Genomic DNA, 20694 nt, shown 5'->3' on the forward strand with positions numbered 1-20694 from the left:
CGAATAGTGTGTATCCATGAAAGAAGATGGCACGAACTGCGCGGTATCGCCATGTTCCCCGATTGACGATGAAAAGATGAAGAGGTGCCCAGCATAGCTAAATCCTGCGCAGGGGCGATAATGTCCCGCAGTCTTTTTGCTCACCGAGCCTTTTACCATTGAAGCAAGGAACCCCGTCACGATGTTCGAAATCCAGCCGATGAACGCCGAACACTTTCGACAACAGACGCGGCGCAGCACGGTCATCATTGCCCTGATCTTCCTGGCCCTGGCGATGGTGCTGTCCACCACGGCGGTGGCCTTGTTTGGTGAACCCGGGGGCGACAACCTGCGGTTTAACGTCGGCGGTGTGTTTGTCGCGGTGCTGGCGATGGCGGCGCTGATGCGCGGTACGTTCTGGAATCAGGCGTGGATGGCGCCGGCGGTGTACGGCTGGCAGCTCAAGCGCAGCCTGATGAGCATCACCAATGTGATGCATCAGGTGACGGCGGCGGTGGAGGCGGGTGATACGACGGCTATGAAGCTGCTGCGCTTCTACCACCTGGGCCTGAGCCAGATGCACGAACTGGACGGCAACTCCAGCGATCATGGCCAATTGAGCCGGGAAATGGAGCAACACAGGGCGCGGATGGAAGCGCTGGGGCTCGACACCGAACAGACGCAGTTGAATCCCGCCTGGCTTGAAGCGGTGAAGCAGACGCCGAAGTGAAATCCGTGGTGTGGCTCGTCACCCGGACATAAACCCTTCACAACGCTAACAGATCGCCTATCTTGTTTCTGATGGGGCACCGCGATCCACAATTGGATGGGGCTAAAAGGGCGAACGGGAAAAGTCGCCATGTCATAACGATTCAGGGAGCGTCATGGGACATCCGTCCATCAACGACCGAATTGAACACGCTCGGCCGATCACGCCTTGGGAGCCTGAGCCAATTGAGTCCCGGCTCAGGGTCCGCTACGCGGTTGTGCTGCTCGTGGCCGTGTGCCTGTCGATGACGGCCATTGTGATCTGGGAAGCCTGGAATTCGCGTCAGTACCATTTGCATGACAAAGAAGTGGCCATGTCGAACTTGGCCCAGACCTTGGCGTCGCAAGCGCAATCATCGATCAAGCAAGCCGATACGCTGCTGTTTGCCCTGGTGGATCGCCTCGAAAACGAGGGCTTGGACCCGGCGCAACTCCCCAGATTGCGACGTTTGCTCGCCACCCAGCGCAGCGAGCTGACCCAGCTCCATGGCCTGTTCGTCTTTGACGACAAAGGCGGGTGGATCGCCAATTCCAACGGCGCGGATATGCCCGGTGCGAACAATTCCGACCGTGAATATTTTATTTACCATCGTGATCATCCTGACCGGGGGCCTCATATTGGCCCGTCGATCAAGAGTCGTTCGACCAACGAATGGATCATGACCGTGTCACGCAGGATCAACCTCCCGGATGGCAGTTTCGCCGGTGTGGCGCTGGCAACGATCTACCTCAACCATTTCCTCGGGCTGTACGACAGCATCGACATGGGCAAGAACGGCGTGATCAACCTGATCGCCGACGACGCCAGCATCGTCGTTCGCCGGCCATTCAACGAAGCAGAGGTGGGCACCAATGTCGCCAAGGGGCCGCTGTTCATGCAGCTGTTGCCCAGGGGCAATTCCGGCACGGCCACCGTCAAGTCCTATGTGGATGGTGTCGAACGGGTGGTCGGGTTTCGACGGGTCGATGGTTATCCACTGATCGTCTTCGCCGGCCTGGACAAGCGAGACGTCCTGGCCGGTTGGCGCGAGGAGTCCATCCTCAGCGCCGGCATCGTGCTGTTACTGCTGGTATTTCTGGGTGGACTCGGTTATCGCCTGATTCGATTCATGAAGCAGCAGAATCAGATTCAAAGCGTGTTGCTCGATGCCCAGGAAAAGCTCATCGAGGTCAACCGCAGCCTTGAGTTGCTGGCGCTGGAAGACGCACTGACCGGACTTTCCAATCGGCGTCAGTTCGATCTGTTCATTCTCGCGGAAATGGGCCGTGCCCGGCGCACGGTGACCCACCTTGCCATGCTGATGATCGATGTCGATCACTTCAAGAGCTTCAACGATCGATACGGGCACGTGGCAGGCGATGAGTGCCTGCGCAACATCAGCGCGATCATCAAGGACAACATCAAGCGCCCCGGCGATCTGGCCGCCCGCTATGGCGGCGAGGAGTTCACGGTGGTGCTGCCCGGCACCGACTATGTGGGGGCGTTTCTGGTCGCTGAGAAAATCCGCCGCGCAGTCCAGCAGGCCGGCATCGAACACAGCGAATGCCCGGAGGGGACGGTAACCGTCAGCGTCGGGGTTTGCGCCTATAACCCGGCCTCGCAGGATCAGCCCGACGACCTGGTCAGCGCTGCGGACAAGGCCTTGTATGTGGCCAAGGCCAGTGGGCGGAACATGAGCGTCATTGCCAACTGAATTCAAACGAAGCGATCACTGCCCTGGACCAGTTGGGTGGACAGGTACGATTGCTTGAGTTTTTCCAGCCACCAGCCCAGTGCGCGACCGTCATGATCGCCGCGCCAGCCGGCGTACAGAATGTTCGGTTCACGTGGATCGGCCATCTGCTTTTCCACCAGCGTGCCGTTTTTCAGCAATGCGCCGACCCGATGCCGGGGTAACCAGCCCACGCCCAGTCCGTCGCACTGGGCGAGAATTTTTGCACGCATGGTCGGTACGGCGAGGACCGGTTGGCCGCCGGAAACACCATACGTGCTGCCTTCCGTGGCCCGGGACGAATCGGCCACGACGATCGCCCGGTGCTGCGCCACCATGGCCCGCGAAATCGGTTCCCTGGCCTTGGCCAGCGGGTGCCTGGGCGAAACCGCGAACACCCATTCCATTTGCCCCAATTGCATCCAGCGCAAACTGGAGATGGCTGGCGGTTCATTGGTGGCGCCGATGATCAAGTCCGCGCGGCCTTCACGCAGGGCTTCCCACACGCCTTTGAGCACTTCATGTGTAATGCGCAGCGGCACGCCGGACTCCAGCGCATCGAACTCGTGAATCACCGGGATCAACGCTTCGAACTCGAGCAGTTCATCGGTGACGATCCACAACCGGCTCTCCCAGCCATTCGCCACTTGTTGCACCCGTTGGGTCAGCCGGGCGACATCCTGCATCAGCCGCGCCGCCTCATTCACCAGCAACTCACCGGCCGGGGTCAGTTGCAAGCGGTAACGGCGCCGGTCGAAGAGCAACGCGTCGAAGCGCTCCTCCAGTTGCCGCGCGGCGTAGGACACCGTTGAAGGGGCTTTGCCCAAATGGGCGGCGGCCCGCGACAGGCTGCCGGTTTCGCGAATGGCTTCAAGCAACGTCAGGTCTTCAATCGACAGCATGCTCTGTCCTCGGCGGGGGTTTCAGGCGGCTCGGCGTAACTTCCACAACCTGATCAGCCGAAGATAGACCACGACGTTGATCGCCAGCACCACGCTGCCCAACGCCAGTTGGATGGCGGGGGTCAGCCCGGCCGGGTAGATGACCGGCCAAATATAATGCTCGATGAAACCACCACCGTAACCGGTCTGCCCGGCGGCCTCGCGCATGAGGTTTTCCCATTGCGTCAGCGGGCACGTCAGGTGGAAGACTTCCACGGTCACGCCCCACACAGCCGCAGGCAGGTGCCACCAGATCAGGGGGCGCCATTTAAGCACCAGCAGCCCGCCGAACAGCACGAACAGAATGAACAGCAAGTGAAACAGCACCAGCCCATCGGCGGCGATCCGGTAAAGCATGTCGACTCCCTGACGCGTTTGGCGAATGGCTCCATGGTACTCGGTTCTCTTGATTACGGCTGTTCAGCACCATTCGGCGAGCGTTGTCTGCAAGTGCGCAAGATTGTTCAAGCCATCGACCGCAGCTGCTGGCACAGTCTGGCGTCTTTCCCTGGTTGTAGAGCGTTATGTCGAACTCAATCATGCCGCGCAGTGCTTTTCTTCGCGGCGCCGTAGCGATCATGCCGTTGTCCCTGGCGACAGCGCCCTGGGGGTTGCTGGCCGGGTCCATGGCCATCGAGGCCAATCTCACACCCCTGCAAGGCCAGGGCTTGTCGAGCATCGTGTTTGCCGGCGCCGCGCAACTGGTGGCCATCGGGATGCTCAAGGGCGGTGCCGGGATATTTTCGATTCTGCTGACCACGCTGCTGCTGACCACGCAGCATTTGCTGTACGGCATGAGCATGCGTTCGGTGATTTCACCGCTGCCGGGTCGCTGGCGTGTGGGGCTGGGCTTTTTGCTCACCGACGAGCTGTTCGCCCTGACCAGTCAGCATGACAAACAGCAGTTTAATCGTTGGTACGCGTTGGGCGTGGGCCTGACGTTCTACATCGCCTGGAACCTGTTCACATTGGCCGGCATCGTCCTGGGCAGCAGCATTCCCGGCCTCGAACACTTGGGGCTGGACTTCTCCATCGCCGCGACCTTTATTGCCTTGATCACCCCGGTGGTGCGCAACGTTCCCACGGTGGTCTGCGTCGCGGTTTCGCTGTTTTGTTCGGTGCTGTTCAGCTACTGGCAGTGGGGGTCGGCGCTGGTGCTGTCGGGGTTGGCGGGCATGACTGCAGGCTTCATCTGCAACAAATTCTATACGGGGCGCACATGATGGTCTGGGCTGTGATTATCGGGATGGGCGTGCTGGTCTTCCTGAACCGCTACGTGTTCCTCGAACCTCGATTGCCGGTGCGCTTGAGCAGCAATGCCCGGCAGTTTCTCGGTTTTGCCGTGCCAGGGATGTTGACCGCGATCTGCGGACCGATCGTGTTCATGCCGGAAAAACAGCTGAATTTGCAGTGGGACAATCCGTACCTGATCAGTTCGCTGGTGGCGGTGGGGTTGGTGCTTTACACCCGCAATACCTTGCTCAGCATGTTGTTGAGCATGGGGTTTTTCTTTTTGCTGCGTTGGTGGCTTTGAGTCGCACTCTGGAAATTGTTCTACGCTTAATGGGAAATCCTTCAGGAAGAGAGGTGAGCATGGCTAACGAACCCAAGCGTACGGACCTGGATGAAGAAGAGGATGAACCCACTGAAGAAGAGCTTGAGCGGCAGAGGCGTTCAACCCAGACCTGGAAACATGACGACAGTCGAGAGCTGTCAGACCGTGACGAAGAGCGCCCGCTGAAGCCTTGACCGATCTGCCTATACAAAAAAAGCCCTGCGACCAACGCGGGGCTTTTCATTGGGGCGCCTCCCGGATCAGTCAGATCGCCTCATTCCAGCGAACCTTCGTGATGCCCAATTGTTGCGCGCTCAGGCACGCCGCTTCGAGGGAGGCATGTGCGGCGATCTTTCGCTCGGATTGCGGGAAGGCATGTGCGGAGGCCGAATGAATGGCGTCCACGTCGGAGAACTGTTCGGCCAGTTTGAAAAAGTGCTGACGAACGCCGTCGAGCAAATAGTGCACGGCATAGGGAACGAGTTCGCTCATGTATTCCTCCTTAAATCCGCAGGGCTCTGGTTCAGTCTTTGAATGGGTCATTGAAAAAGTCTGCGGTGCCATCCTTGCGCAGATAATGAGGGTTGAAAAAAAAGAGGCCCTGATGGGCCTCTTCTTCAGAGTGCAACGGTGTCCGGTTCGTTCAGTCTTGGAGCTGGACTGAACCGTGCTTCACTTCAAAGATCTTCCAGTGACGGAAAATCCGGGTGGGTGGCCCGATAGCCCAATGTCTTGTCGATCCACGCATTCAGCTCGTTGACCATGACCGGCGGTACGCCGGAGTAGGCTGCGAGGGTTGAGCGCAGGATGTCGTTGATATTGGGGATGGAACGCAGGTTTCGGGTCTGTATGTATTGCCCGATAAAACAGTCAAGTTGATAGCGTTCTGTCAGCGACAGGTACACGCACTCCAGACCGCTGACTTGATTAATTACAAGATCGTCGCGCAACTTAGTTCTCTGCAAGGCTTGTTAGATTTAGGGATTTCCTTGTTTATTGACTCTTTGGTCAATTGGGTGCTGCCGATGGAAATGCGGCGCGCATGCTAGCTGTAGCATCACTAAATGTATGTACGGGGATTCAATTGTCGGACAAGCGGTTAGTGCGTCCTTTTGCCGCAATCCGGCAAGTGTTTCTAATATGAAACAGTCTGTGTAACGTTGTTGTCGTTCTGTTATTCAGGTTCAGGAATGGATCCACTTTTAATAAGCTTATTAATCAACATCGCACCCTGGTTCCTGACATTTCCCACTGCCTTGTCGACCCTGTACCACTCGAACACTTCGCTGGGTTCACTCTGCATCAGCACCATTTGCTCGGCGCGCTCTTTAGGCGTGGCCGGGTCCAGCCATTCGCGGGCCAGTTCCGCCGACAGCACAACCGGCCGCCGGTCATGAATATCGAGCATGCCGCCGGCGCTGTCCGCCGTGATGATGACAAAACCGTCGCCGTCCTTTTGCTCGTTTGCACTTGACGGAAACTGGCCGATCGCCGCGCAGCAGATCGGCGCCCGATCCTGTCGACGAATCAGCCACGGCTGCCGCGTCGAATCACCGGCGTCGACCCATTCGAACCAGTTGTCGATCGGTACAATCGCACGGTGCGGCCAGATCGCCCGGAAGAACGGGCCGTGAGCGACTTTCTCGACCCGGGCGTTGATCGGCGCCGCGCGATCCTTGGCCCAGTGCGGACGCCATCCCCAACGCACCGAATCGGCGTGCAACCCGTCGGTCTCAAGGTGCAGCAGGGCGAGTTGGGTGGTGGGCGCGGCGTTGTAGCGGGCCAGCGGTTCATCACCGACATGGTTGATCAGCGCGTCGGGAATGCTCAGCACCGCGACAAAGTCGTGGATGCCACGGTACTGCGACAGGCGTCCGCACATTGACTGATCTCCGGCTGGAAAGCGCTGGCTGGAGCGTTCAGCTTAGTCTTCAAATCACATGCGCACGCTGCAACTCGGTCAGCGACAACGCCTTCAGCTGCGCGAGCACCGGGTCACGCCGGTCGCGCGGATGGGGCAACTCCACGGCCAGTTCCTGACGAATGCTGCTCGGGCGATTGTCCATCACCAACACGCGATCGCTGAGGTACAGCGCTTCATCGACATCATGCGTCACCAGCAGCAGGGCGATGGCGTGACGCTTGGCCAGTTGCAGCAACAGGTCCTGGAGTTTCATCCGCGTGAAAGCATCGACAGCGCTGAAGGGTTCGTCCAGTAACAACACCTGCGGTCGCGAGTAGAGGCCGCGGGCGATCGCCACCCGTTGCGCCATGCCGCCGGACAAGGCTTTGGGCAGCGCCTGAGCAAAGCCGCCGAGACCGACTTCTTCGATCAGTTGCGCGACCCAGGCCTTGTCGTAATGATTGTCGGCGCTGAAACCGATGTTTTGCTCCACCGTCAGCCAGGGCATCAGCCGGGGTTCCTGAAACACGAACGCGACCTCCCCGGCGTTGTTGCGTAGCTCACCCTGGAAGTCCTTTTCCAGGCCGGCGACGATTCGAAGCAAAGTGCTTTTGCCGCAGCCGCTGGGGCCCAGCAGGCTGACGGTTTCCCTGGGTTGCAGTTGCAAATGGACATTCTTGAGGACCGTAATGGCGGCGAAGGTTTTGCGCTCGACGCGAATGTCCAGCAGGTGGTCGGTCATGGCTCAATCCTCTGCGCTTTGGCCGTTGAAGGTGTCGCGCCAGGCCAGGAAACGTTTCTCCAGGCCTGCGAGGAGGCCGTCGCTGAGTTTGCCCAGCAGCGCCAGTACGATGATGGCGGCCAGGACGATGTCCGGGCGAGACGTTTCGCGCCCGTCACTGAGCAGATAACCCAGGCCTTTGGTGGCGGCGATCAGCTCGGCAGCCACGAGAAACATCCAGGCCAGGCTCATGCCGCTGCGCAATCCGGTGAACAGGCCGGGCAGGGCGGCGGGCAACAGAATCCGCCGCACCAGACGCCGACGGCTGAAACCGTACATTTGCCCGACTTCCACCAATTTGCGGTCGATGTCGCGGATGGCCGCGACGCCGTTGAGGTACACGGGGAAGAATGCGCCGATGGCGATCAAGACGATTTTCGAGGTCTCGTCGATCCCCAGCCACAGCAGCAACAGTGGTACCCAGGCCAGGCTCGGAATCGAACGCAATCCGGCGAACGTCGGTTCCAGATAGGCTTCGGCTTCGCGGCTTAAACCGACCCACGCGGCGAACACCAAAGCCAGGCTGGCGCCAATGGCGAAACCCAGCAGCACCCGCAGCAGACTGGCGCTGATGTGTTTCCACAGCGCGCCCTCAGCGAGGTCACTGAGGGTCAACGCGACCTCGCTCGGGGCCGGCATTTGATAGGACGGCAGCCAGCCGATGCGTACGACGAATTCCAGCACCAACACGATGAGTACCGGCAGCGCCAGGCCCTTGAGGCGTAGTTTCCAGGCGTTGCTCAGGCCTCCGGGTGCAGGCAGTGCCAGGGGGGAGGGCAGGTCTTTGCTTTTGCTGACCATGGGTTTCTCCAGTCACGACGAATCCGCGACGGGCGCGGGGAAAATCAAGAGCTCGCAGCCTCGTTTCACTCGACAGCTGCTACAAGGAAAATTGCGTTCCTTGTAGCAGCTGTCGAGTGAAACGAGGCTGCGAGCTTTTGCTGTTATTGACGCGCCACGGTTTCCTTGAAGCCGGTGTCGATCAATTGATCGATCACCTGGTCGACATTCACCCCACGGCGAACCAGTTCTTCAGAGACCAGGATCGGTGCCGCAGCCTTGGAGGCAATGACATCCCTGGCGGTCAATTGCGGGCTGCTCAGGTCGGTGCGCGACAGTTGCAGCTTGGCCACTTCCAACGGGAGGCCGGATTCGCTGGCGAGCAATTTCGCCAGTTCTTCAGGGTTTTTCACCGCCCAGTCCCGGGCCTTTTCATAGGCGCTCAGGACGGTTTCGATGGTCTGCGGATGTTCTTTGGCGTAGGTGTCGGTGACGCTGACCACGCCGTAGCTGTTGAAGTTAGTGTTGCGATACAGCAGGCGCGAACCGGCCTGGACTTCGCTGGCCGCCATGTGCGGATCCAGGCCGGCCCAGGCGTCGACGTCACCTTTTTCCAGCGCGGTACGGCCGTCCGGGTGCTGCAAGTGCACCAGCTCGACATCGTCCTTGCTCAGGCCGGCCTGTTGCAGGCTGCGCAAGGTGAACAGGTACGGGTCGGTGCCTTTAGTGGCGGCGATTTTCTTGCCCTTCAGATCAGCCACGGTTTTGTATGGCGAATCCTTGCGCACCACCAACGCGGTCCATTCGGCGCGGCTGTAGACGTAGACCGATTTGATCGGGCTGCCGTTGGCGCGGCTGAGCACAGCGGCCAGGCTGGCGGACGAAGCGAAGTCGACGCCGCCACTGTTGAGGTATTCCAGGGAGCGGTTGCTGCCCTGGCTCAACACCCAGCTGACCTTGGTCTGCGGCAAGGCTTTTTCGAGGAAACCGAAGTGTTTGAGCACCAGGCTCACCGGCGAGTAATAGGCGTAATCCAGGTGCACTTCGGCCGGTGCGGTCTCGGCTGCCTGCGCCATGGGTTGCAGGGTCAGGGCCAGAGCGCAGGCGCTCAGCAGGAACTTGAGGTTAGGAAAGCGGAAGGTCGGTTTCATGAAACGGCTCCGGGCAAGGCGGCGAGATTCTTATGTCCAAAAAATTATTTTTAACGAATGCTTCCTGCATAAAAGGAATATTGCAGGCTCTGTGCCATGTCGCGCAGTGACAGGTTTTTCAGGGCTTTGGTGGCTAGGAGGAGGGGATTGGCTGTTCCGATGAAAACAGTCTGTTGAGTCACTGTTGCTGGGCCAACAGCGGTTTTTTTCGTGTCATGAGCTTATGCATAAATAGAATTTATAAGCGATGCTGTAAGAGCGTTAGGGTCTATAAAAATACGATCCTGGAGCCTTCGATGAACCTGTCCCGATTCGTGCGTGGTCTGCTGACCAGCGCAATATTTGCCGCACCACTGAGCCATGCCGCAGAACCCGTCGTGTTGCACGTCGGTGATCAGAACTACTACAACGTTCGCGCTTCGGTGGAGGCGTCGGGTGTGCTGGAAGGGGCGCCCTATACCGTCGACTGGAAGCACTTTCAGGCTGCCGCGCCGTTGGCCGAAGCGCTGAACACCGGCGCCCTGGATGTGGGCTTTCTCGGTGATTCCGGCTTCCTGTTCCTGGCGGCCAAACAGGCGCCGGTGAAGTTGATCGGCGTGTCGCGGCAGAACCCTGACACCATCGCCTTGCTGGTGCCCAAGGATTCACCGGTCAAAACCATTGCCGACCTGAAGGGCAAGAAAGTCGCCTACTGGCCCGGTGCCTGGAGCCAGCAACTGACCCTGCGCGCCTTGGAAAAAGCCGATCTGCCAGAAGACTACGTCGACTTCATCAAACTGATGCCCATCGATGCCGCCGCCGCGTTGCCGCAAGGCAGCATCGACGCCTTCCCGGTGTGGGAACCGTACATTTCCCAGCAGATTCTGTTCTCCGGCGCCCGGCCGATTCTCACGGCGAAAAATCTTATGCCTGGCCTGAGTGCCATTGCCGCGTCTACGCCGTCGATCGACAGCAAGCGCGAAGCCATTGCCGACTTCCTGGTGCGCCTGAAAAAAGCCCGGGCCTGGGTCGACAACCACACCGACGAGTACGCCGATCTTTGGGCGAAGAAGGCCAACCTCGACCAGAACGTGTCGCGCCATTGGCTGCGCCAGGCGCACATGACCGTCGGCCCGGTGGATGCGCAGGCTGCCAAGGATCTGCAGAGCACCGCGGACTTCCTGTTCAAGGTCAAGGCGCTGCCAACGGCATTGGCGACCGCGCCGATTATTGACAACTCGTTCCAGCAGTCGCTGGCGCAGTAAAGCACGAGGGTGAGCGCTGGAACCAAACACTGTGTACCCTGATCCAACCTCGGCCTGCAGTTACCTGTGGGCTGACAATGGATCAATGGGCGATGGGTTTTTGCCGTTTAACGTGATGACCATAACGGTCCGGCCCAAGGCAAACCATGAAACAGCTGTTCAAGGTTCTCTGTGCGCTCACCCTCGTTGTCGGGTTGGCTGGCTGCATTGCGTCACCGATCGAACTGACCCCGCAGACCGAACAGCGTCTGCGCGAGCAGCCACCGATCCGCTTCCTGCTGACCTTCGACGACGGTCCCAGCGCGTCGAGCTTCTGGAACCCGAGCATGACGGTACTCGACAGCCTCGCGCAGAACCCGGTGCAACCGGGGATCAAAGCGGTGTTCTTCGTCCAGACCGGTGCCCCACGGGCCGGCGACAGCGACATCGGACGCGGGGTCATGCACCGGGAACAGGCTGAAGGGCATGTGCTGGGTTTCCACACGGCGACTCACTCGCACACCAATCACCGCTCGCTCAGCCCGCAAGAGCTGGAGCAGTCGCTGAGCAAAGGCAGTGCCGACATCGCCGCGATCACCGGTGCGCCACCTACTTTAGTGCGTCCGCCGTTCTGGAATTACGACAAGCGCGTATTCGCCGCCTACCAGCGCCACGGCATGCACCTGTTGCTGACCGACCTGAGCGCCAACGACGGCAAGATCTGGGGCTTCAACGCCAGCCCTCGGCGGCGGGCCAACATGCTGCGGCAACTGTCCGAAGTGCGTGAACGCATTGCGCTGGGCGAATTGCCGACGGTGGACGGTGTGGTTCCGGTGGTGGTGACCTTTCACGACCTGAACCGCTATACCGCCCGGCATGCCCGCGAATACCTGCAAATCCTGCTCGATAGCGCCCGTGCTACTGGGGTAACGGTGGCACAAAAGCCGTTTTACGACGACACGGCAGCGCTGCAACGGGCGGCTCTGGCGCGCACCGTCAGCAGCAGTTCCGAGGCAGAGAAGTTGCCGGGGATCTGGAATTGGCTGTGGGATGGGGATTCTCATTAGAACCCCCAGTCACTGTAGGAGCTGTCGAGTGAAACGAGGCTGCGATCTTTTGATCTTGTTTTTTAAGATTCAAAGTCAAAAGCTCGCAGCCTCGTTTCACTCGACAGCTGCTACAGAGAGCATCACGGCTTTAGCTCGGGGGCAGTAACTCGTCAATTATCTTCAAGCAATGATTCAACCCTGGCGTCACATCGCCCACGCGCCGGCTGAGAATGATCGGCGAGGTCGCGTTGTCTTCCAGCAGTGGCGTGAAGCCAATGTCGTCGCGGTGCAGCAACTGCACCGATGCGGGCACCAGCGTGACGCCGATTCCAGCCCCCACCAGACCAATCGCTGTCTGCAGCTCGTTAGTCCATTGCGCCACGTGGATGCTCACGCCGTAGGACTCGAACAGTGCAATCACATGATCGGCGTAGCTGGGGCGCGGATTGCCGGGGTACAGCACAAAGGGTTCCTTGGCCAGTTGGCGAAGGCTGATCGGCCCGGCAAGTAGCGGATGGCCGGCGGGGAGGGCGGCGACCAGTCGGTCTTCGGTCAATACCGTCTGAATGATCGCCGGGTCGTCGATGCGAATTCGCCCGAAACCGATGTCGATGCGCCCGGCCTTGAGCGCTTGCACCTGCTGCAAGGTGGTCATTTCCGACAGCCCAAGCTCAAGCTCCAGGGGCTCGCCACTGCGCAACCGGCGAATCAGTTCCGGGAGCACGCCATACAGTGTCGAGGGCGCAAAACCGATGCCCAGCCAGGTCTTTTCCCCCAGACCGATCCGCTTGGTGTTGTCGCAGACCTTGGTCAGCTGTTCGAGCAGGGCGGTGGAGTGTTCATGGAAGAAACGCCCGGCGTCGGTCAGCTTCAGCGGCCGGCCGCGTTCGAGCAATAACACCCCGAGTTCATCTTCCAGTTGCTGGATCTGCCGGCTCAGGGGCGGCTGGGCAATGTGCAGCAGCTCGGCGGCGCGGGTGAAGTTGAGGGTTTGAGCCAGCACCTGAAAATACCGCAGGTGACGCAGTTCCATGGGGCCTCCAGGCATTGATCAGTTGAATACCTTTAAGGTATCGAGCCAGACCAATTCTATATTGGCCGTGGGCAAAAAGCCGTACGAGAATCCGTTTCAGAACTTCAAGAACCTGACGGGTATCGACATGCGTGCAACTGCCATTGAATCGATCGAGACGATCATCGTCGATCTGCCGACCATTCGCCCGCACAAACTGGCCATGCACACGATGCAGAACCAGACCCTGGTGATCATCCGCGTGCGCTGCGCCGATGGCATCGAAGGCATCGGCGAGTCCACCACCATCGGTGGCCTGGCCTATGGCAACGAGAGCCCGGACAGCATCAAGACCAACATCGACAAACACTTCGCGCCCCTGCTGATCGGTGAGGACAGCGGCAATGTGAACGCCGCGATGTTGCGCCTGGAGCGCAGCATCCGTGGCAACACCTTTGCCAAGTCCGGTATCGAAACCGCCTTGCTCGACGCCCATGGCAAACGCCTTGGCCTACCGGTCAGCGAGTTGCTCGGCGGCCGCGTTCGTGATGCGTTGCCGGTGGCCTGGACCCTGGCCAGCGGCGACACCGACAAGGACATCGCCGAAGCGGAAAAAATGCTCGACCTGCGTCGCCACCGGATCTTCAAACTGAAAATCGGTGCCGGCGAAGTCAATCGCGACCTGGCCCACGTCATCGCCATCAAGAAAGCCCTGGGCGATCGCGCCAGCGTGCGGGTCGATGTCAATCAGGCGTGGGACGAAGCGGTCGCGCTGCGCGCCTGCCGGATACTGGGCAGCAACGGCATTGACCTGATCGAACAGCCGATCTCGCGCAACAACCGCACCGGCATGGCGCGCCTGAATGCCGTAAGTCCGGCGCCGATCATGGCCGATGAATCCATCGAGTGCGTGGAAGATGCCTTCAACCTGGCGCGCGAAGGGGCCGCTTCGGTGTTCGCCCTGAAGATCGCCAAGAACGGCGGGCCGCGCGCCGTGCTGCGCACCGCCGCCATCGCCGAGGCCGCCGGTATCGGTCTGTACGGCGGCACTATGCTTGAAGGTGGGATCGGCACGCTGGCCTCGGCCCATGCCTTTATCACCCTGAATAAACTGGCCTGGGACACCGAGCTGTTCGGCCCGTTGCTGCTGACTGAAGACCTGCTCAGCGAGCCGCTGGTCTATCGCGATTTTGCGCTGCACGTGCCACAAACACCTGGCCTTGGCCTGAGCCTGGACGAAGAACGCCTGGCGTTTTTCCGTCGTGACAAAACATCCACTTCCGTTCATCAAGCCTGAGGAGAGCATCATGCTATTCCACGTAAAAATGACCGTGAATCTACCGGTCGACATGAATCCGGAGCTCGCCACCCGGCTCAAGACCGATGAAAAGGCCCTGGCCCAGCGCCTGCAAGAGCAAGGCAAGTGGCGTCACCTGTGGCGCATCGCCGGGCACTACGCCAATTACAGCGTTTTCGACGTCGACAGCGTTCAGGAGCTGCACGACTTGCTGATGCAATTGCCACTGTTTCCGTACATGGCGATCGAGGTCGACGCGATGTGCCGGCATCCTTCTTCCATTCGCGAGGATGACCGCTGAACCCAGCCTGTTCAGTTCGCTACGCTAATAATTACAAGATGAGGAACCATCCAAAATGAACGTCAAGATTTCCCACACTGCCAGTGCCCAGAAGTTTCTCGAAGACGCCAGCGGCTTGCTCAACGACGCCGGCGACCCGCGAGTCAAAGCCTTGGTCTATCGCATTTTGCGTGACTCGGTGAACATCATCGAAGACCTGGCCGTGACCCCGGAAGAGTTCTGGACAGCCGTCAACTACCTCAACGTGCTGGGCGCGCGTCAGGAAGCCGGTTTGCTGGTGGCCGGGCTCGGTCTGGAGCATTACCTGGACTTGCTGATGGACGCCGAAGACGAGCAGGCGGGGAAGGCGGGCGGTACGCCGCGGACCATCGAAGGCCCGTTGTATGTAGCGGGTGCGCCGCTGTCTGAAGGTGAGGCGCGACTGGATGATGGCGTTGATCCAGGCGTGGTCCTGTTCATGCAGGGCCAGGTGCGCAATACCGCTGGCGAACCATTGGCCGGCGCGGTGGTGGATGTCTGGCACGCCAACACGGGTGGCACTTATTCCTATTTCGATACCACTCAATCGGAGTTCAACCTGCGCCGCCGCATCGTCACCGATGCCGAGGGTCGCTATCGCTTCCGCAGCATCGTGCCGTCGGGCTACGGTTGCCCGCCGGACGGTCCGACCCAGCAACTGCTCGATCAACTGGGCCGTCATGGCCAGCGTCCGGCGCACATTCACTTCTTCATTTCCGCGCCGGACCATCGTCACCTGACCACCCAGATCAACCTCGACGGTGACCAGTACCTGCACGACGATTTCGCCTATGCCACCCGCGACGAGCTGATTGCCCACATCACCTTCAGCGACGATCCGCAGCGTGCGGCGGCGCATGGTGTCAGTGGCCGGTTTGCCGAAATCGACTTTGATTTCACTTTGCAGACGTCGGCGCAACCTGAAGAGCAGCAGCGTCACGAACGGGTTCGCGCGCTGGAGGATTGATTGCCTCGACCCGCTGACCCTTGTGGGAACGGGCTTGCTCCGGGCGGCGTTCCGACGAAGGGGCCAGAGCATTCCACAGGTCAGCCCACTGACACACCGTTGCAGGTCCTGCCTTAGAATGGCCCGACAACACCTATAACAACAACGAGAGTGACCCGATGATGCACGCGCAATTATTGAGTCAGCGCAGCAGAATATTCGACCATGCCGACCCTTACGCGGTGTCGGGTTACGTGAATCAGCACGTCGGCAACCATTGCATCCTCATGCCCAGGGCCGGCCGTCCGCTGGCCAGCCTCGATCATCGCAAATTCGCCAGCCTCGACTTGTGCCGCATCAGCTACGGCGCCAGCGTGCGGGTGACCTCCGGCGCGCTGGAAACCATCTATCACCTGCAAGTGCTGTTGCGTGGCAACTGTCTGTGGCGCGGTCACGGTCAGGAACATTACTTTGCGCCGGGTGAGTTGCTGCTGATCAACCCCGACGATCCGGTGGACCTGACGTACTCCGACGATTGCGAAAAATTCATTCTCAAAGTGCCGACCCGGCTGTTTGAATCGGTGTGCGAGGAGCAACGCTGGCGCTATCCGGGGCAGGGCGTGCGGTTTCTGGAGAACCGTTATCAGCTCGATCAGCTGGAAGGTTTCGTCGGTCTGCTGGCGATGATTTGCCAGGAGGCTGAAGCCACCGAGCAGATCCCCCGGGTACAGGAGCACTACGCGCAGATCATCGTCAGCAAGATGCTCAGCCTGATGAAGACCAACGTGATCCGCAGCAGCCTCGGTTCGTCGTCGGCGACGTTCGAAGGGATTGCCGATTACATCGCGCGCAACCTCAAGCAAGACATCGACAGTGAAGAACTGGCGCGCCAGGCCAGTATGAGCCTGCGTTCGCTGTACGGCTTGTTCGAGCGCAATGCCGGCACGTCGCCGAAAAACTACATCCGGCAGAAGAAACTCGAACGCATCAACCTGTGCCTGAGCGACCCGACCTGCAACGTGCGCAACGTCACGGAAGTGGCCATGGATTACGGCTTCCTGCACCTGGGACGGTTCTCCGACAGCTACCGCAAACAGTTCGGCGAATTGCCCTCCGACACCCTCAAGCGCCGCGATTGACTCACCACAAACCCTGTAGCAGCTGCCGAGCTGCGCGAGGCTGCGTTCGGCGACGAAGTCGTCGTGAAATCAGCCCCCGCTGTGCATCAGGAAAACCGCGTTCGCAGGGTTTACGACGACTGCGTCGCCGAACGCAGCCTCGCGCTGCTCGTCAGCTGCTACAGGGAAGTGCGCCGTTTGCAGTAATCGGATACACGTCTGCACCCATCGGATAGTCCCCCGCATCCCCCCGTCCTAGCATGGCCCTGCCTGAATAAAAACAATGGAGGCGGCGGCCATGTCCCTGCGACCCGAATACCTTCACTCCCTGCTTGAAGACGACAAAGAACAGGGCATCTATCGCTGCAAGCGCGAGATGTTCACGGATCCACGGCTGTTCGACCTGGAGATGAAACACATCTTCGAAGGCAACTGGCTGTACCTGGCGCACGAAAGCCAGATCCCCAATGTCAACGATTTCTACACCACCACCATGGGGCGTCAGTCGATCTTCATCGCGCGCAACAAGGAAGGTGTGCTCAATGCCTTCATCAACGCCTGCAGCCATCGCGGCGCGACGCTGTGCCGGCACAAGACCGGCAACAAAAGCTCCTACACCTGCCCGTTCCACGGCTGGACTTTCAACAACTCCGGCAAGCTGCTCAAGGTCAAAGACCCGGCCGCTGCGGGCTACCCGGCGAGCTTCAACTGCGAAGGCTCCCACGACCTGACCAAAGTCGCGCGTTTCGAGTCCTATCGCGGCTTCCTGTTCGGCAGCTTGAAGGCTGATGTGGTGCCGCTGGTTGAACACCTGGGCGAGTCGGCCAAGATTATCGACATGATCGTCGACCAGTCCGCCGATGGCCTCGAAGTGCTGCGCGGTTCCTCAAGCTACATCTACGAAGGCAACTGGAAACTCACCGCCGAGAACGGCGCCGATGGCTACCACGTCAGCTCCGTGCACTGGAACTACGCCGCCACCCAGAATCAGCGCAAACAGCGTGAAGCCGGCGATAGCAACCCGACCATGAGCGCCGGGACCTGGGCCAAACAGGGCGGGGGGTTCTACTCGTTCGACAAGGGCCACATGCTGCTCTGGACCCGCTGGTCCAACCCCGAGGATCGTCCGCTCTACGAGCGTCGCGATGAACTGGCCCAGGATTTTGGCAAGGCCCGCGCCGACTGGATGATCGAGAACTCGCGCAACCTGTGCCTGTATCCGAACGTGTACCTGATGGACCAGTTCAGCTCGCAGATCCGCATCGCCCGGCCGATCTCGGTCGACCGCACGGAAATCACCATTTACTGCATCGCCCCCAAAGGTGAAAGCGACCACGCCCGTTCGAGCCGGATTCGTCAGTACGAAGACTTCTTCAACGTCAGCGGCATGGCCACCCCGGATGATCTGGAAGAGTTCCGCTCGTGCCAGACCAGCTATCAGGGCAGCGTCACGACGTGGAATGACATGTCCCGCGGCGCCGAGCACTGGGTCGAAGGTGCCGATGAAGCGGCCAAGGAAATTGACCTACATCCGCTGCTCAGCGGCGTGCGCACCGAAGACGAAGGCCTGTTCGTGCTGCAACACAAGTATTGGCAGCAAACCATGCTCAAGGCCCTGGCCGCCGAACAGCCCGATTTGATCGCTGTGGAGGCCGTGCAATGACCATCACTTATGACGCCGTGCGCGATTTTCTCTACCGCGAAGCGCGCTACCTCGATGACAAGCAGTGGGACGACTGGCTGGAACTGTACGCCGCCGATGCCTCCTTCTGGATGCCGTCCTGGGACGACAACGATGAGTTGACCGAGGACCCGCAGCGTGAGATCTCGCTGATCTGGTACGGCAACCGCACCGGCCTGGAAGACCGCATCTTCCGCATCAAGACCGAGCGTTCCAGCGCCAGCGTTCCGGACACCCGTACTTCGCACAACATCAGCAACATCGAGCTGCTTGAGCAAGCCGACGGCCTGTGCAAGGTGCGCTTCAACTGGCACACCCTGAGCTTTCGCTACAAGACCGTCGACAGCTATTTCGGCAGCAGTTTCTACACCCTCGATGTGCGCGGTGAAAACCCGCTGATCAAGGCCAAGAAAGTGATCCTGAAGAACGATTACGTTCGCCAGGTCATCGATGTCTACCACCTCTGAGGCGGCCGTCATGACTCATTCCATTGCATTCAATTTCGAAGACGGCGTCACTCGGTTCATCGACGCCAATGTGGGCGAAACCGTGGCCGATGCGGCGTATCGCCAAGGCATCAACATTCCACTGGATTGCCGCGACGGCGCCTGCGGCACCTGCAAGTGTTTCGCCGAAGCCGGTCGTTATGACTTGGGCGAGGAATACATCGAAGATGCCCTCACGGCGGACGAAGCCGAACAGGGTTTTGTCCTGACCTGCCAGATGCGCGCCCAGAGCGATTGCGTGGTGCGGGTGCCGACGTCATCGCAAGTCTGCCGTACGCAGCAGGCCAGTTACGACGCCACCATCAGCGCCGTGCGGCAGTTGTCCGACAGCACCATCGCGTTGTCGATCAAGGGCGAGGCGCTGAGCAAACTGGCGTTTTTGCCGGGCCAGTATGTGAACCTCGGGATTCCCGGCAGCGAGCAGACCCGTGCTTATTCCTTCAGCTCGCTGCAGCGTGATGGCGAAGTCAGTTTCCTGATCCGCAACGTGCCTGGCGGCTTGATGAGCAGCTTCCTCACCGGCATGGCTAAGGCCGGCGACAGCATGAGCCTAGCCGGGCCGTTGGGCAGTTTCTATCTGCGTGACATTCGCCGTCCTTTGTTGCTGCTGGCCGGCGGTACGGGCCTGGCGCCGTTCACCGCGATGCTGGAAAAAATCGCCGAGCAGGGCAGTGAACATCCGCTGCATTTGATCTACGGCGTGACCAACGATTTCGATTTGGTGGAACTGGATCGGCTCGAAGTGTTTGCCGCGCGAATCCCGAATTTCAGCTTCAGTGCCTGCGTGGCCAACCCCGACAGCCAGCACCCGCTCAAGGGCTACGTGACCCAGCACATCGAGCCACGGCATTTGAACGATGGCGACGTCGACGTCTACCTGTGCGGCCCGCCGCCGATGGTCGAAGCGGTCAGCCAGTTCATTCGCGAACAGGGTGTCGCACCTGCGAACTTCTACTACGAAAAATTCGCCGCCAGCGCGGCATAAATATCAGCAACGACACCGTCTTTGTAGCAGCTGCCGAGCCTGCGAGGCTGCGTTCGGCTGCGAAGCAGTCGTGAGATCAGTGAATGCGGTGCATCAGGAAGACTGTGCACTCAAGTATTACGACTGCTGCGCAGCCGAACGCAGCCTCGCAGGCTCGGCAGCTGCTACAGAGATAGCCGTTCCCGCGAAATTGATTTTCGTCTTGAGGTACACATGAACAGATTTCAGGAAAAAGTCGCGCTGATCACCGGCGCCGCACAAGGCATCGGTCGGCGGGTGGCGGAGCGTATGGCGGCTGAAGGAGCGCGATTGATTCTGGTTGATCGCTCGGACCTGGTGTTCGAGGTGCAGCAACACTTGGCGCAGGACAGCCAGGTGCTTGCCCTGACCGCGGACCTTGAGCAATACAGCGAATGCAGCCGTGTGATGCGCACCGCCGTCGAGCGCTTCGGGCGTCTGGATGTGCTGGTCAACAACGTGGGCGGTACGATCTGGGCCAAGCCTTTCGAGCACTATGAAGAGCAGCAGATCGAGGCCGAAGTCCGCCGTTCGCTGTTTCCGACATTATGGTGCTGCCATGCCGCGCTGCCATTCATGCTGGCGCAGGGCAGTGGCGCGATCGTCAACGTGTCCTCCATCGCCACCCGCAGCATCAATCGCGTGCCGTATGGCGCCGCGAAGGGCGGCGTCAACGCGCTGACCGCTTGCCTGGCATTTGAAACCGCCGGGCGTGGGGTTCGGGTCAATGCCACCGCGCCCGGCGGCACCGAAGCACCGCCGCGGGTCATCCCGCGCAACAGCGCCGAGCAGAGCACCGAAGAAAAGGCCTGGTACCAGCAGATCGTCGACCAGACGCTCGACAGCAGTTTGATGAAACGCTACGGCACGCTGGATGAGCAGGCGGGCGCTATCCTGTTTCTGGCCAGCGACGAAGCATCGTACATCACTGGCATGATCATGCCGGTGGGTGGCGGCGACCAGGGCTGAG

The 20694-nt window shown here is 60.0% G+C and carries 24 protein-coding genes; 15 read left to right on the top strand and 9 right to left on the bottom strand.

Features of this window, described 5'->3' with window-relative positions; genetic code table 11:
* Positions 1-181: 181 nt before the first annotated feature.
* Positions 182-709, top strand: coding sequence for a DUF3087 domain-containing protein (locus ACA072_RS12545; protein WP_497624584.1), 528 nt, complete (start codon positions 182-184; stop codon positions 707-709).
* A gap of 154 nt (positions 710-863) precedes the next feature.
* On the top strand, positions 864-2441 hold the full coding sequence (locus ACA072_RS12550; protein ID WP_497624585.1) for a sensor domain-containing diguanylate cyclase: 1578 nt from the start codon (positions 864-866) through the stop codon (positions 2439-2441).
* A gap of 2 nt (positions 2442-2443) precedes the next feature.
* On the opposite strand, the gene ACA072_RS12555 is transcribed toward ACA072_RS12550, so the two are convergent.
* Both ACA072_RS12555 and ACA072_RS12560 read right to left on the bottom strand, forming a co-directional pair.
* A complete protein-coding gene (locus tag ACA072_RS12555) occupies positions 2444-3361 on the bottom strand; it encodes a LysR family transcriptional regulator (RefSeq protein WP_497624586.1) in 918 nt (305 codons plus the stop codon).
* Between the two features lie 21 nt (positions 3362-3382).
* Positions 3383-3757, bottom strand: a complete 375-nt coding sequence (locus tag ACA072_RS12560; RefSeq protein WP_497624587.1) for a DUF2784 domain-containing protein — start codon at positions 3755-3757, stop codon at positions 3383-3385.
* Positions 3758-3924: 167 nt separating this feature from the next.
* Between ACA072_RS12560 and ACA072_RS12565 the strand changes: the two genes are divergently transcribed.
* The 3 genes from ACA072_RS12565 to ACA072_RS12575 are packed head-to-tail and all read left to right on the top strand — an operon-like array spanning position 3925 to position 5149.
* Complete coding sequence (locus ACA072_RS12565; protein WP_497624588.1) at positions 3925-4623, top strand: AzlC family ABC transporter permease; 699 nt, start codon at positions 3925-3927, stop codon at positions 4621-4623.
* The gene (locus ACA072_RS12570; RefSeq protein ID WP_162130447.1) at positions 4623-4934 is read left to right on the top strand and encodes an AzlD domain-containing protein; all 312 of its coding nucleotides are present in this window, start codon (positions 4623-4625) and stop codon (positions 4932-4934) included. Before ACA072_RS12565 ends, ACA072_RS12570 begins: the two co-directional genes overlap by 1 nt.
* A gap of 59 nt (positions 4935-4993) precedes the next feature.
* Positions 4994-5149 (top strand): hypothetical protein, encoded by a 156-nt coding sequence (locus ACA072_RS12575; protein WP_497624589.1) that lies wholly within the window; start codon positions 4994-4996, stop codon positions 5147-5149.
* A gap of 70 nt (positions 5150-5219) precedes the next feature.
* On the opposite strand, the gene ACA072_RS12580 is transcribed toward ACA072_RS12575, so the two are convergent.
* The 6 genes from ACA072_RS12580 to ACA072_RS12605 all read right to left on the bottom strand — a co-directional run bounded on the left by ACA072_RS12580 (position 5220) and on the right by ACA072_RS12605 (position 9570).
* The gene (locus ACA072_RS12580; RefSeq protein ID WP_497624590.1) at positions 5220-5447 is read right to left on the bottom strand and encodes a DUF6555 family protein; all 228 of its coding nucleotides are present in this window, start codon (positions 5445-5447) and stop codon (positions 5220-5222) included.
* A gap of 185 nt (positions 5448-5632) precedes the next feature.
* Positions 5633-5905: a hypothetical protein gene (locus ACA072_RS12585; RefSeq protein ID WP_497624591.1), complete on the bottom strand. Its 273-nt coding sequence runs from the start codon at positions 5903-5905 to the stop codon at positions 5633-5635.
* 224 nt (positions 5906-6129) lie between these two features.
* On the bottom strand, positions 6130-6837 hold the full coding sequence (locus tag ACA072_RS12590) for an SOS response-associated peptidase (RefSeq protein ID WP_497624592.1): 708 nt from the start codon (positions 6835-6837) through the stop codon (positions 6130-6132).
* 49 nt (positions 6838-6886) lie between these two features.
* Positions 6887-7600: an ABC transporter ATP-binding protein gene (locus ACA072_RS12595; protein WP_497624593.1), complete on the bottom strand. Its 714-nt coding sequence runs from the start codon at positions 7598-7600 to the stop codon at positions 6887-6889.
* A 3-nt stretch (positions 7601-7603) separates the two neighbouring features.
* A complete protein-coding gene (locus ACA072_RS12600) occupies positions 7604-8440 on the bottom strand; it encodes an ABC transporter permease (RefSeq protein WP_497624594.1) in 837 nt (278 codons plus the stop codon).
* A 143-nt stretch (positions 8441-8583) separates the two neighbouring features.
* On the bottom strand, positions 8584-9570 hold the full coding sequence (locus tag ACA072_RS12605; RefSeq protein WP_497624595.1) for an aliphatic sulfonate ABC transporter substrate-binding protein: 987 nt from the start codon (positions 9568-9570) through the stop codon (positions 8584-8586).
* A 296-nt stretch (positions 9571-9866) separates the two neighbouring features.
* Here ACA072_RS12605 and ACA072_RS12610 point away from each other — a divergent pair, with 296 nt between their 5' ends.
* Both ACA072_RS12610 and ACA072_RS12615 read left to right on the top strand, forming a co-directional pair.
* Positions 9867-10814: an ABC transporter substrate-binding protein gene (locus ACA072_RS12610; RefSeq protein WP_497624596.1), complete on the top strand. Its 948-nt coding sequence runs from the start codon at positions 9867-9869 to the stop codon at positions 10812-10814.
* Between the two features lie 146 nt (positions 10815-10960).
* On the top strand, positions 10961-11860 hold the full coding sequence (locus tag ACA072_RS12615) for a polysaccharide deacetylase family protein (protein WP_497624597.1): 900 nt from the start codon (positions 10961-10963) through the stop codon (positions 11858-11860).
* Between the two features lie 130 nt (positions 11861-11990).
* Here ACA072_RS12615 and ACA072_RS12620 read toward each other — a convergent pair whose 3' ends face one another.
* Positions 11991-12875: a LysR family transcriptional regulator gene (locus ACA072_RS12620; protein ID WP_497624598.1), complete on the bottom strand. Its 885-nt coding sequence runs from the start codon at positions 12873-12875 to the stop codon at positions 11991-11993.
* A 127-nt stretch (positions 12876-13002) separates the two neighbouring features.
* Here ACA072_RS12620 and ACA072_RS12625 point away from each other — a divergent pair, with 127 nt between their 5' ends.
* The 8 genes from ACA072_RS12625 (at position 13003) to ACA072_RS12660 (ending at position 20693) form a co-directional block, all read left to right on the top strand.
* Positions 13003-14151 (top strand): muconate cycloisomerase family protein, encoded by a 1149-nt coding sequence (locus tag ACA072_RS12625; RefSeq protein WP_497624974.1) that lies wholly within the window; start codon positions 13003-13005, stop codon positions 14149-14151.
* Between the two features lie 10 nt (positions 14152-14161).
* Entirely contained in the window at positions 14162-14452 is a 291-nt protein-coding gene (catC, locus tag ACA072_RS12630; protein WP_497624599.1) for a muconolactone Delta-isomerase, read from the top strand.
* A gap of 55 nt (positions 14453-14507) precedes the next feature.
* Entirely contained in the window at positions 14508-15437 is a 930-nt protein-coding gene (catA, locus tag ACA072_RS12635; protein ID WP_497624600.1) for a catechol 1,2-dioxygenase, read from the top strand.
* Between the two features lie 158 nt (positions 15438-15595).
* A complete protein-coding gene (locus ACA072_RS12640) occupies positions 15596-16555 on the top strand; it encodes an AraC family transcriptional regulator (protein ID WP_497624601.1) in 960 nt (319 codons plus the stop codon).
* Positions 16556-16832: 277 nt separating this feature from the next.
* Entirely contained in the window at positions 16833-18197 is a 1365-nt protein-coding gene (benA, locus tag ACA072_RS12645; protein WP_497624602.1) for a benzoate 1,2-dioxygenase large subunit, read from the top strand.
* Complete coding sequence (gene benB / locus ACA072_RS12650; protein ID WP_461981499.1) at positions 18194-18682, top strand: benzoate 1,2-dioxygenase small subunit; 489 nt, start codon at positions 18194-18196, stop codon at positions 18680-18682. Before benA ends, benB begins: the two co-directional genes overlap by 4 nt.
* A gap of 10 nt (positions 18683-18692) precedes the next feature.
* Positions 18693-19706: a benzoate 1,2-dioxygenase electron transfer component BenC gene (benC, locus tag ACA072_RS12655; RefSeq protein WP_497624603.1), complete on the top strand. Its 1014-nt coding sequence runs from the start codon at positions 18693-18695 to the stop codon at positions 19704-19706.
* Positions 19707-19919: 213 nt separating this feature from the next.
* Positions 19920-20693, top strand: a complete 774-nt coding sequence (locus tag ACA072_RS12660) for a 1,6-dihydroxycyclohexa-2,4-diene-1-carboxylate dehydrogenase (RefSeq protein WP_497624604.1) — start codon at positions 19920-19922, stop codon at positions 20691-20693.
* Position 20694: the final 1 nt, after the last annotated feature.

The organism is Pseudomonas sp. LBUM1656, from assembly GCF_059716065.1.

What these genes read in the sequence shown, in the direction of transcription:
- ACA072_RS12660 (WP_497624604.1), top strand. Translation starts at nt 19,920, where the DNA reads ATGAACAGATTTCAGGAAAAAGTCGCGCTGATCACCGGCGCCGCACAA.
- catC (WP_497624599.1), top strand. Translation starts at nt 14,162, where the DNA reads ATGCTATTCCACGTAAAAATGACCGTGAATCTACCGGTCGACATGAAT.
- ACA072_RS12620 (WP_497624598.1), bottom strand. Translation starts at nt 12,875, where the DNA reads ATGGAACTGCGTCACCTGCGGTATTTTCAGGTGCTGGCTCAAACCCTC.
- ACA072_RS12580 (WP_497624590.1), bottom strand. Translation starts at nt 5,447, where the DNA reads ATGAGCGAACTCGTTCCCTATGCCGTGCACTATTTGCTCGACGGCGTT.
- ACA072_RS12550 (WP_497624585.1), top strand. Translation starts at nt 864, where the DNA reads ATGGGACATCCGTCCATCAACGACCGAATTGAACACGCTCGGCCGATC.
- ACA072_RS12565 (WP_497624588.1), top strand. Translation starts at nt 3,925, where the DNA reads ATGTCGAACTCAATCATGCCGCGCAGTGCTTTTCTTCGCGGCGCCGTA.
- ACA072_RS12555 (WP_497624586.1), bottom strand. Translation starts at nt 3,361, where the DNA reads ATGCTGTCGATTGAAGACCTGACGTTGCTTGAAGCCATTCGCGAAACC.
- ACA072_RS12600 (WP_497624594.1), bottom strand. Translation starts at nt 8,440, where the DNA reads ATGGTCAGCAAAAGCAAAGACCTGCCCTCCCCCCTGGCACTGCCTGCA.
- ACA072_RS12560 (WP_497624587.1), bottom strand. Translation starts at nt 3,757, where the DNA reads ATGCTTTACCGGATCGCCGCCGATGGGCTGGTGCTGTTTCACTTGCTG.
- ACA072_RS12615 (WP_497624597.1), top strand. Translation starts at nt 10,961, where the DNA reads ATGAAACAGCTGTTCAAGGTTCTCTGTGCGCTCACCCTCGTTGTCGGG.
- ACA072_RS12640 (WP_497624601.1), top strand. Translation starts at nt 15,596, where the DNA reads ATGATGCACGCGCAATTATTGAGTCAGCGCAGCAGAATATTCGACCAT.
- ACA072_RS12575 (WP_497624589.1), top strand. Translation starts at nt 4,994, where the DNA reads ATGGCTAACGAACCCAAGCGTACGGACCTGGATGAAGAAGAGGATGAA.
- benB (WP_461981499.1), top strand. Translation starts at nt 18,194, where the DNA reads ATGACCATCACTTATGACGCCGTGCGCGATTTTCTCTACCGCGAAGCG.
- ACA072_RS12625 (WP_497624974.1), top strand. Translation starts at nt 13,003, where the DNA reads ATGCGTGCAACTGCCATTGAATCGATCGAGACGATCATCGTCGATCTG.
- ACA072_RS12590 (WP_497624592.1), bottom strand. Translation starts at nt 6,837, where the DNA reads ATGTGCGGACGCCTGTCGCAGTACCGTGGCATCCACGACTTTGTCGCG.
- ACA072_RS12595 (WP_497624593.1), bottom strand. Translation starts at nt 7,600, where the DNA reads ATGACCGACCACCTGCTGGACATTCGCGTCGAGCGCAAAACCTTCGCC.
- benC (WP_497624603.1), top strand. Translation starts at nt 18,693, where the DNA reads ATGACTCATTCCATTGCATTCAATTTCGAAGACGGCGTCACTCGGTTC.
- catA (WP_497624600.1), top strand. Translation starts at nt 14,508, where the DNA reads ATGAACGTCAAGATTTCCCACACTGCCAGTGCCCAGAAGTTTCTCGAA.
- ACA072_RS12545 (WP_497624584.1), top strand. Translation starts at nt 182, where the DNA reads ATGTTCGAAATCCAGCCGATGAACGCCGAACACTTTCGACAACAGACG.
- ACA072_RS12610 (WP_497624596.1), top strand. Translation starts at nt 9,867, where the DNA reads ATGAACCTGTCCCGATTCGTGCGTGGTCTGCTGACCAGCGCAATATTT.
- benA (WP_497624602.1), top strand. Translation starts at nt 16,833, where the DNA reads ATGTCCCTGCGACCCGAATACCTTCACTCCCTGCTTGAAGACGACAAA.
- ACA072_RS12605 (WP_497624595.1), bottom strand. Translation starts at nt 9,570, where the DNA reads ATGAAACCGACCTTCCGCTTTCCTAACCTCAAGTTCCTGCTGAGCGCC.
- ACA072_RS12570 (WP_162130447.1), top strand. Translation starts at nt 4,623, where the DNA reads ATGGTCTGGGCTGTGATTATCGGGATGGGCGTGCTGGTCTTCCTGAAC.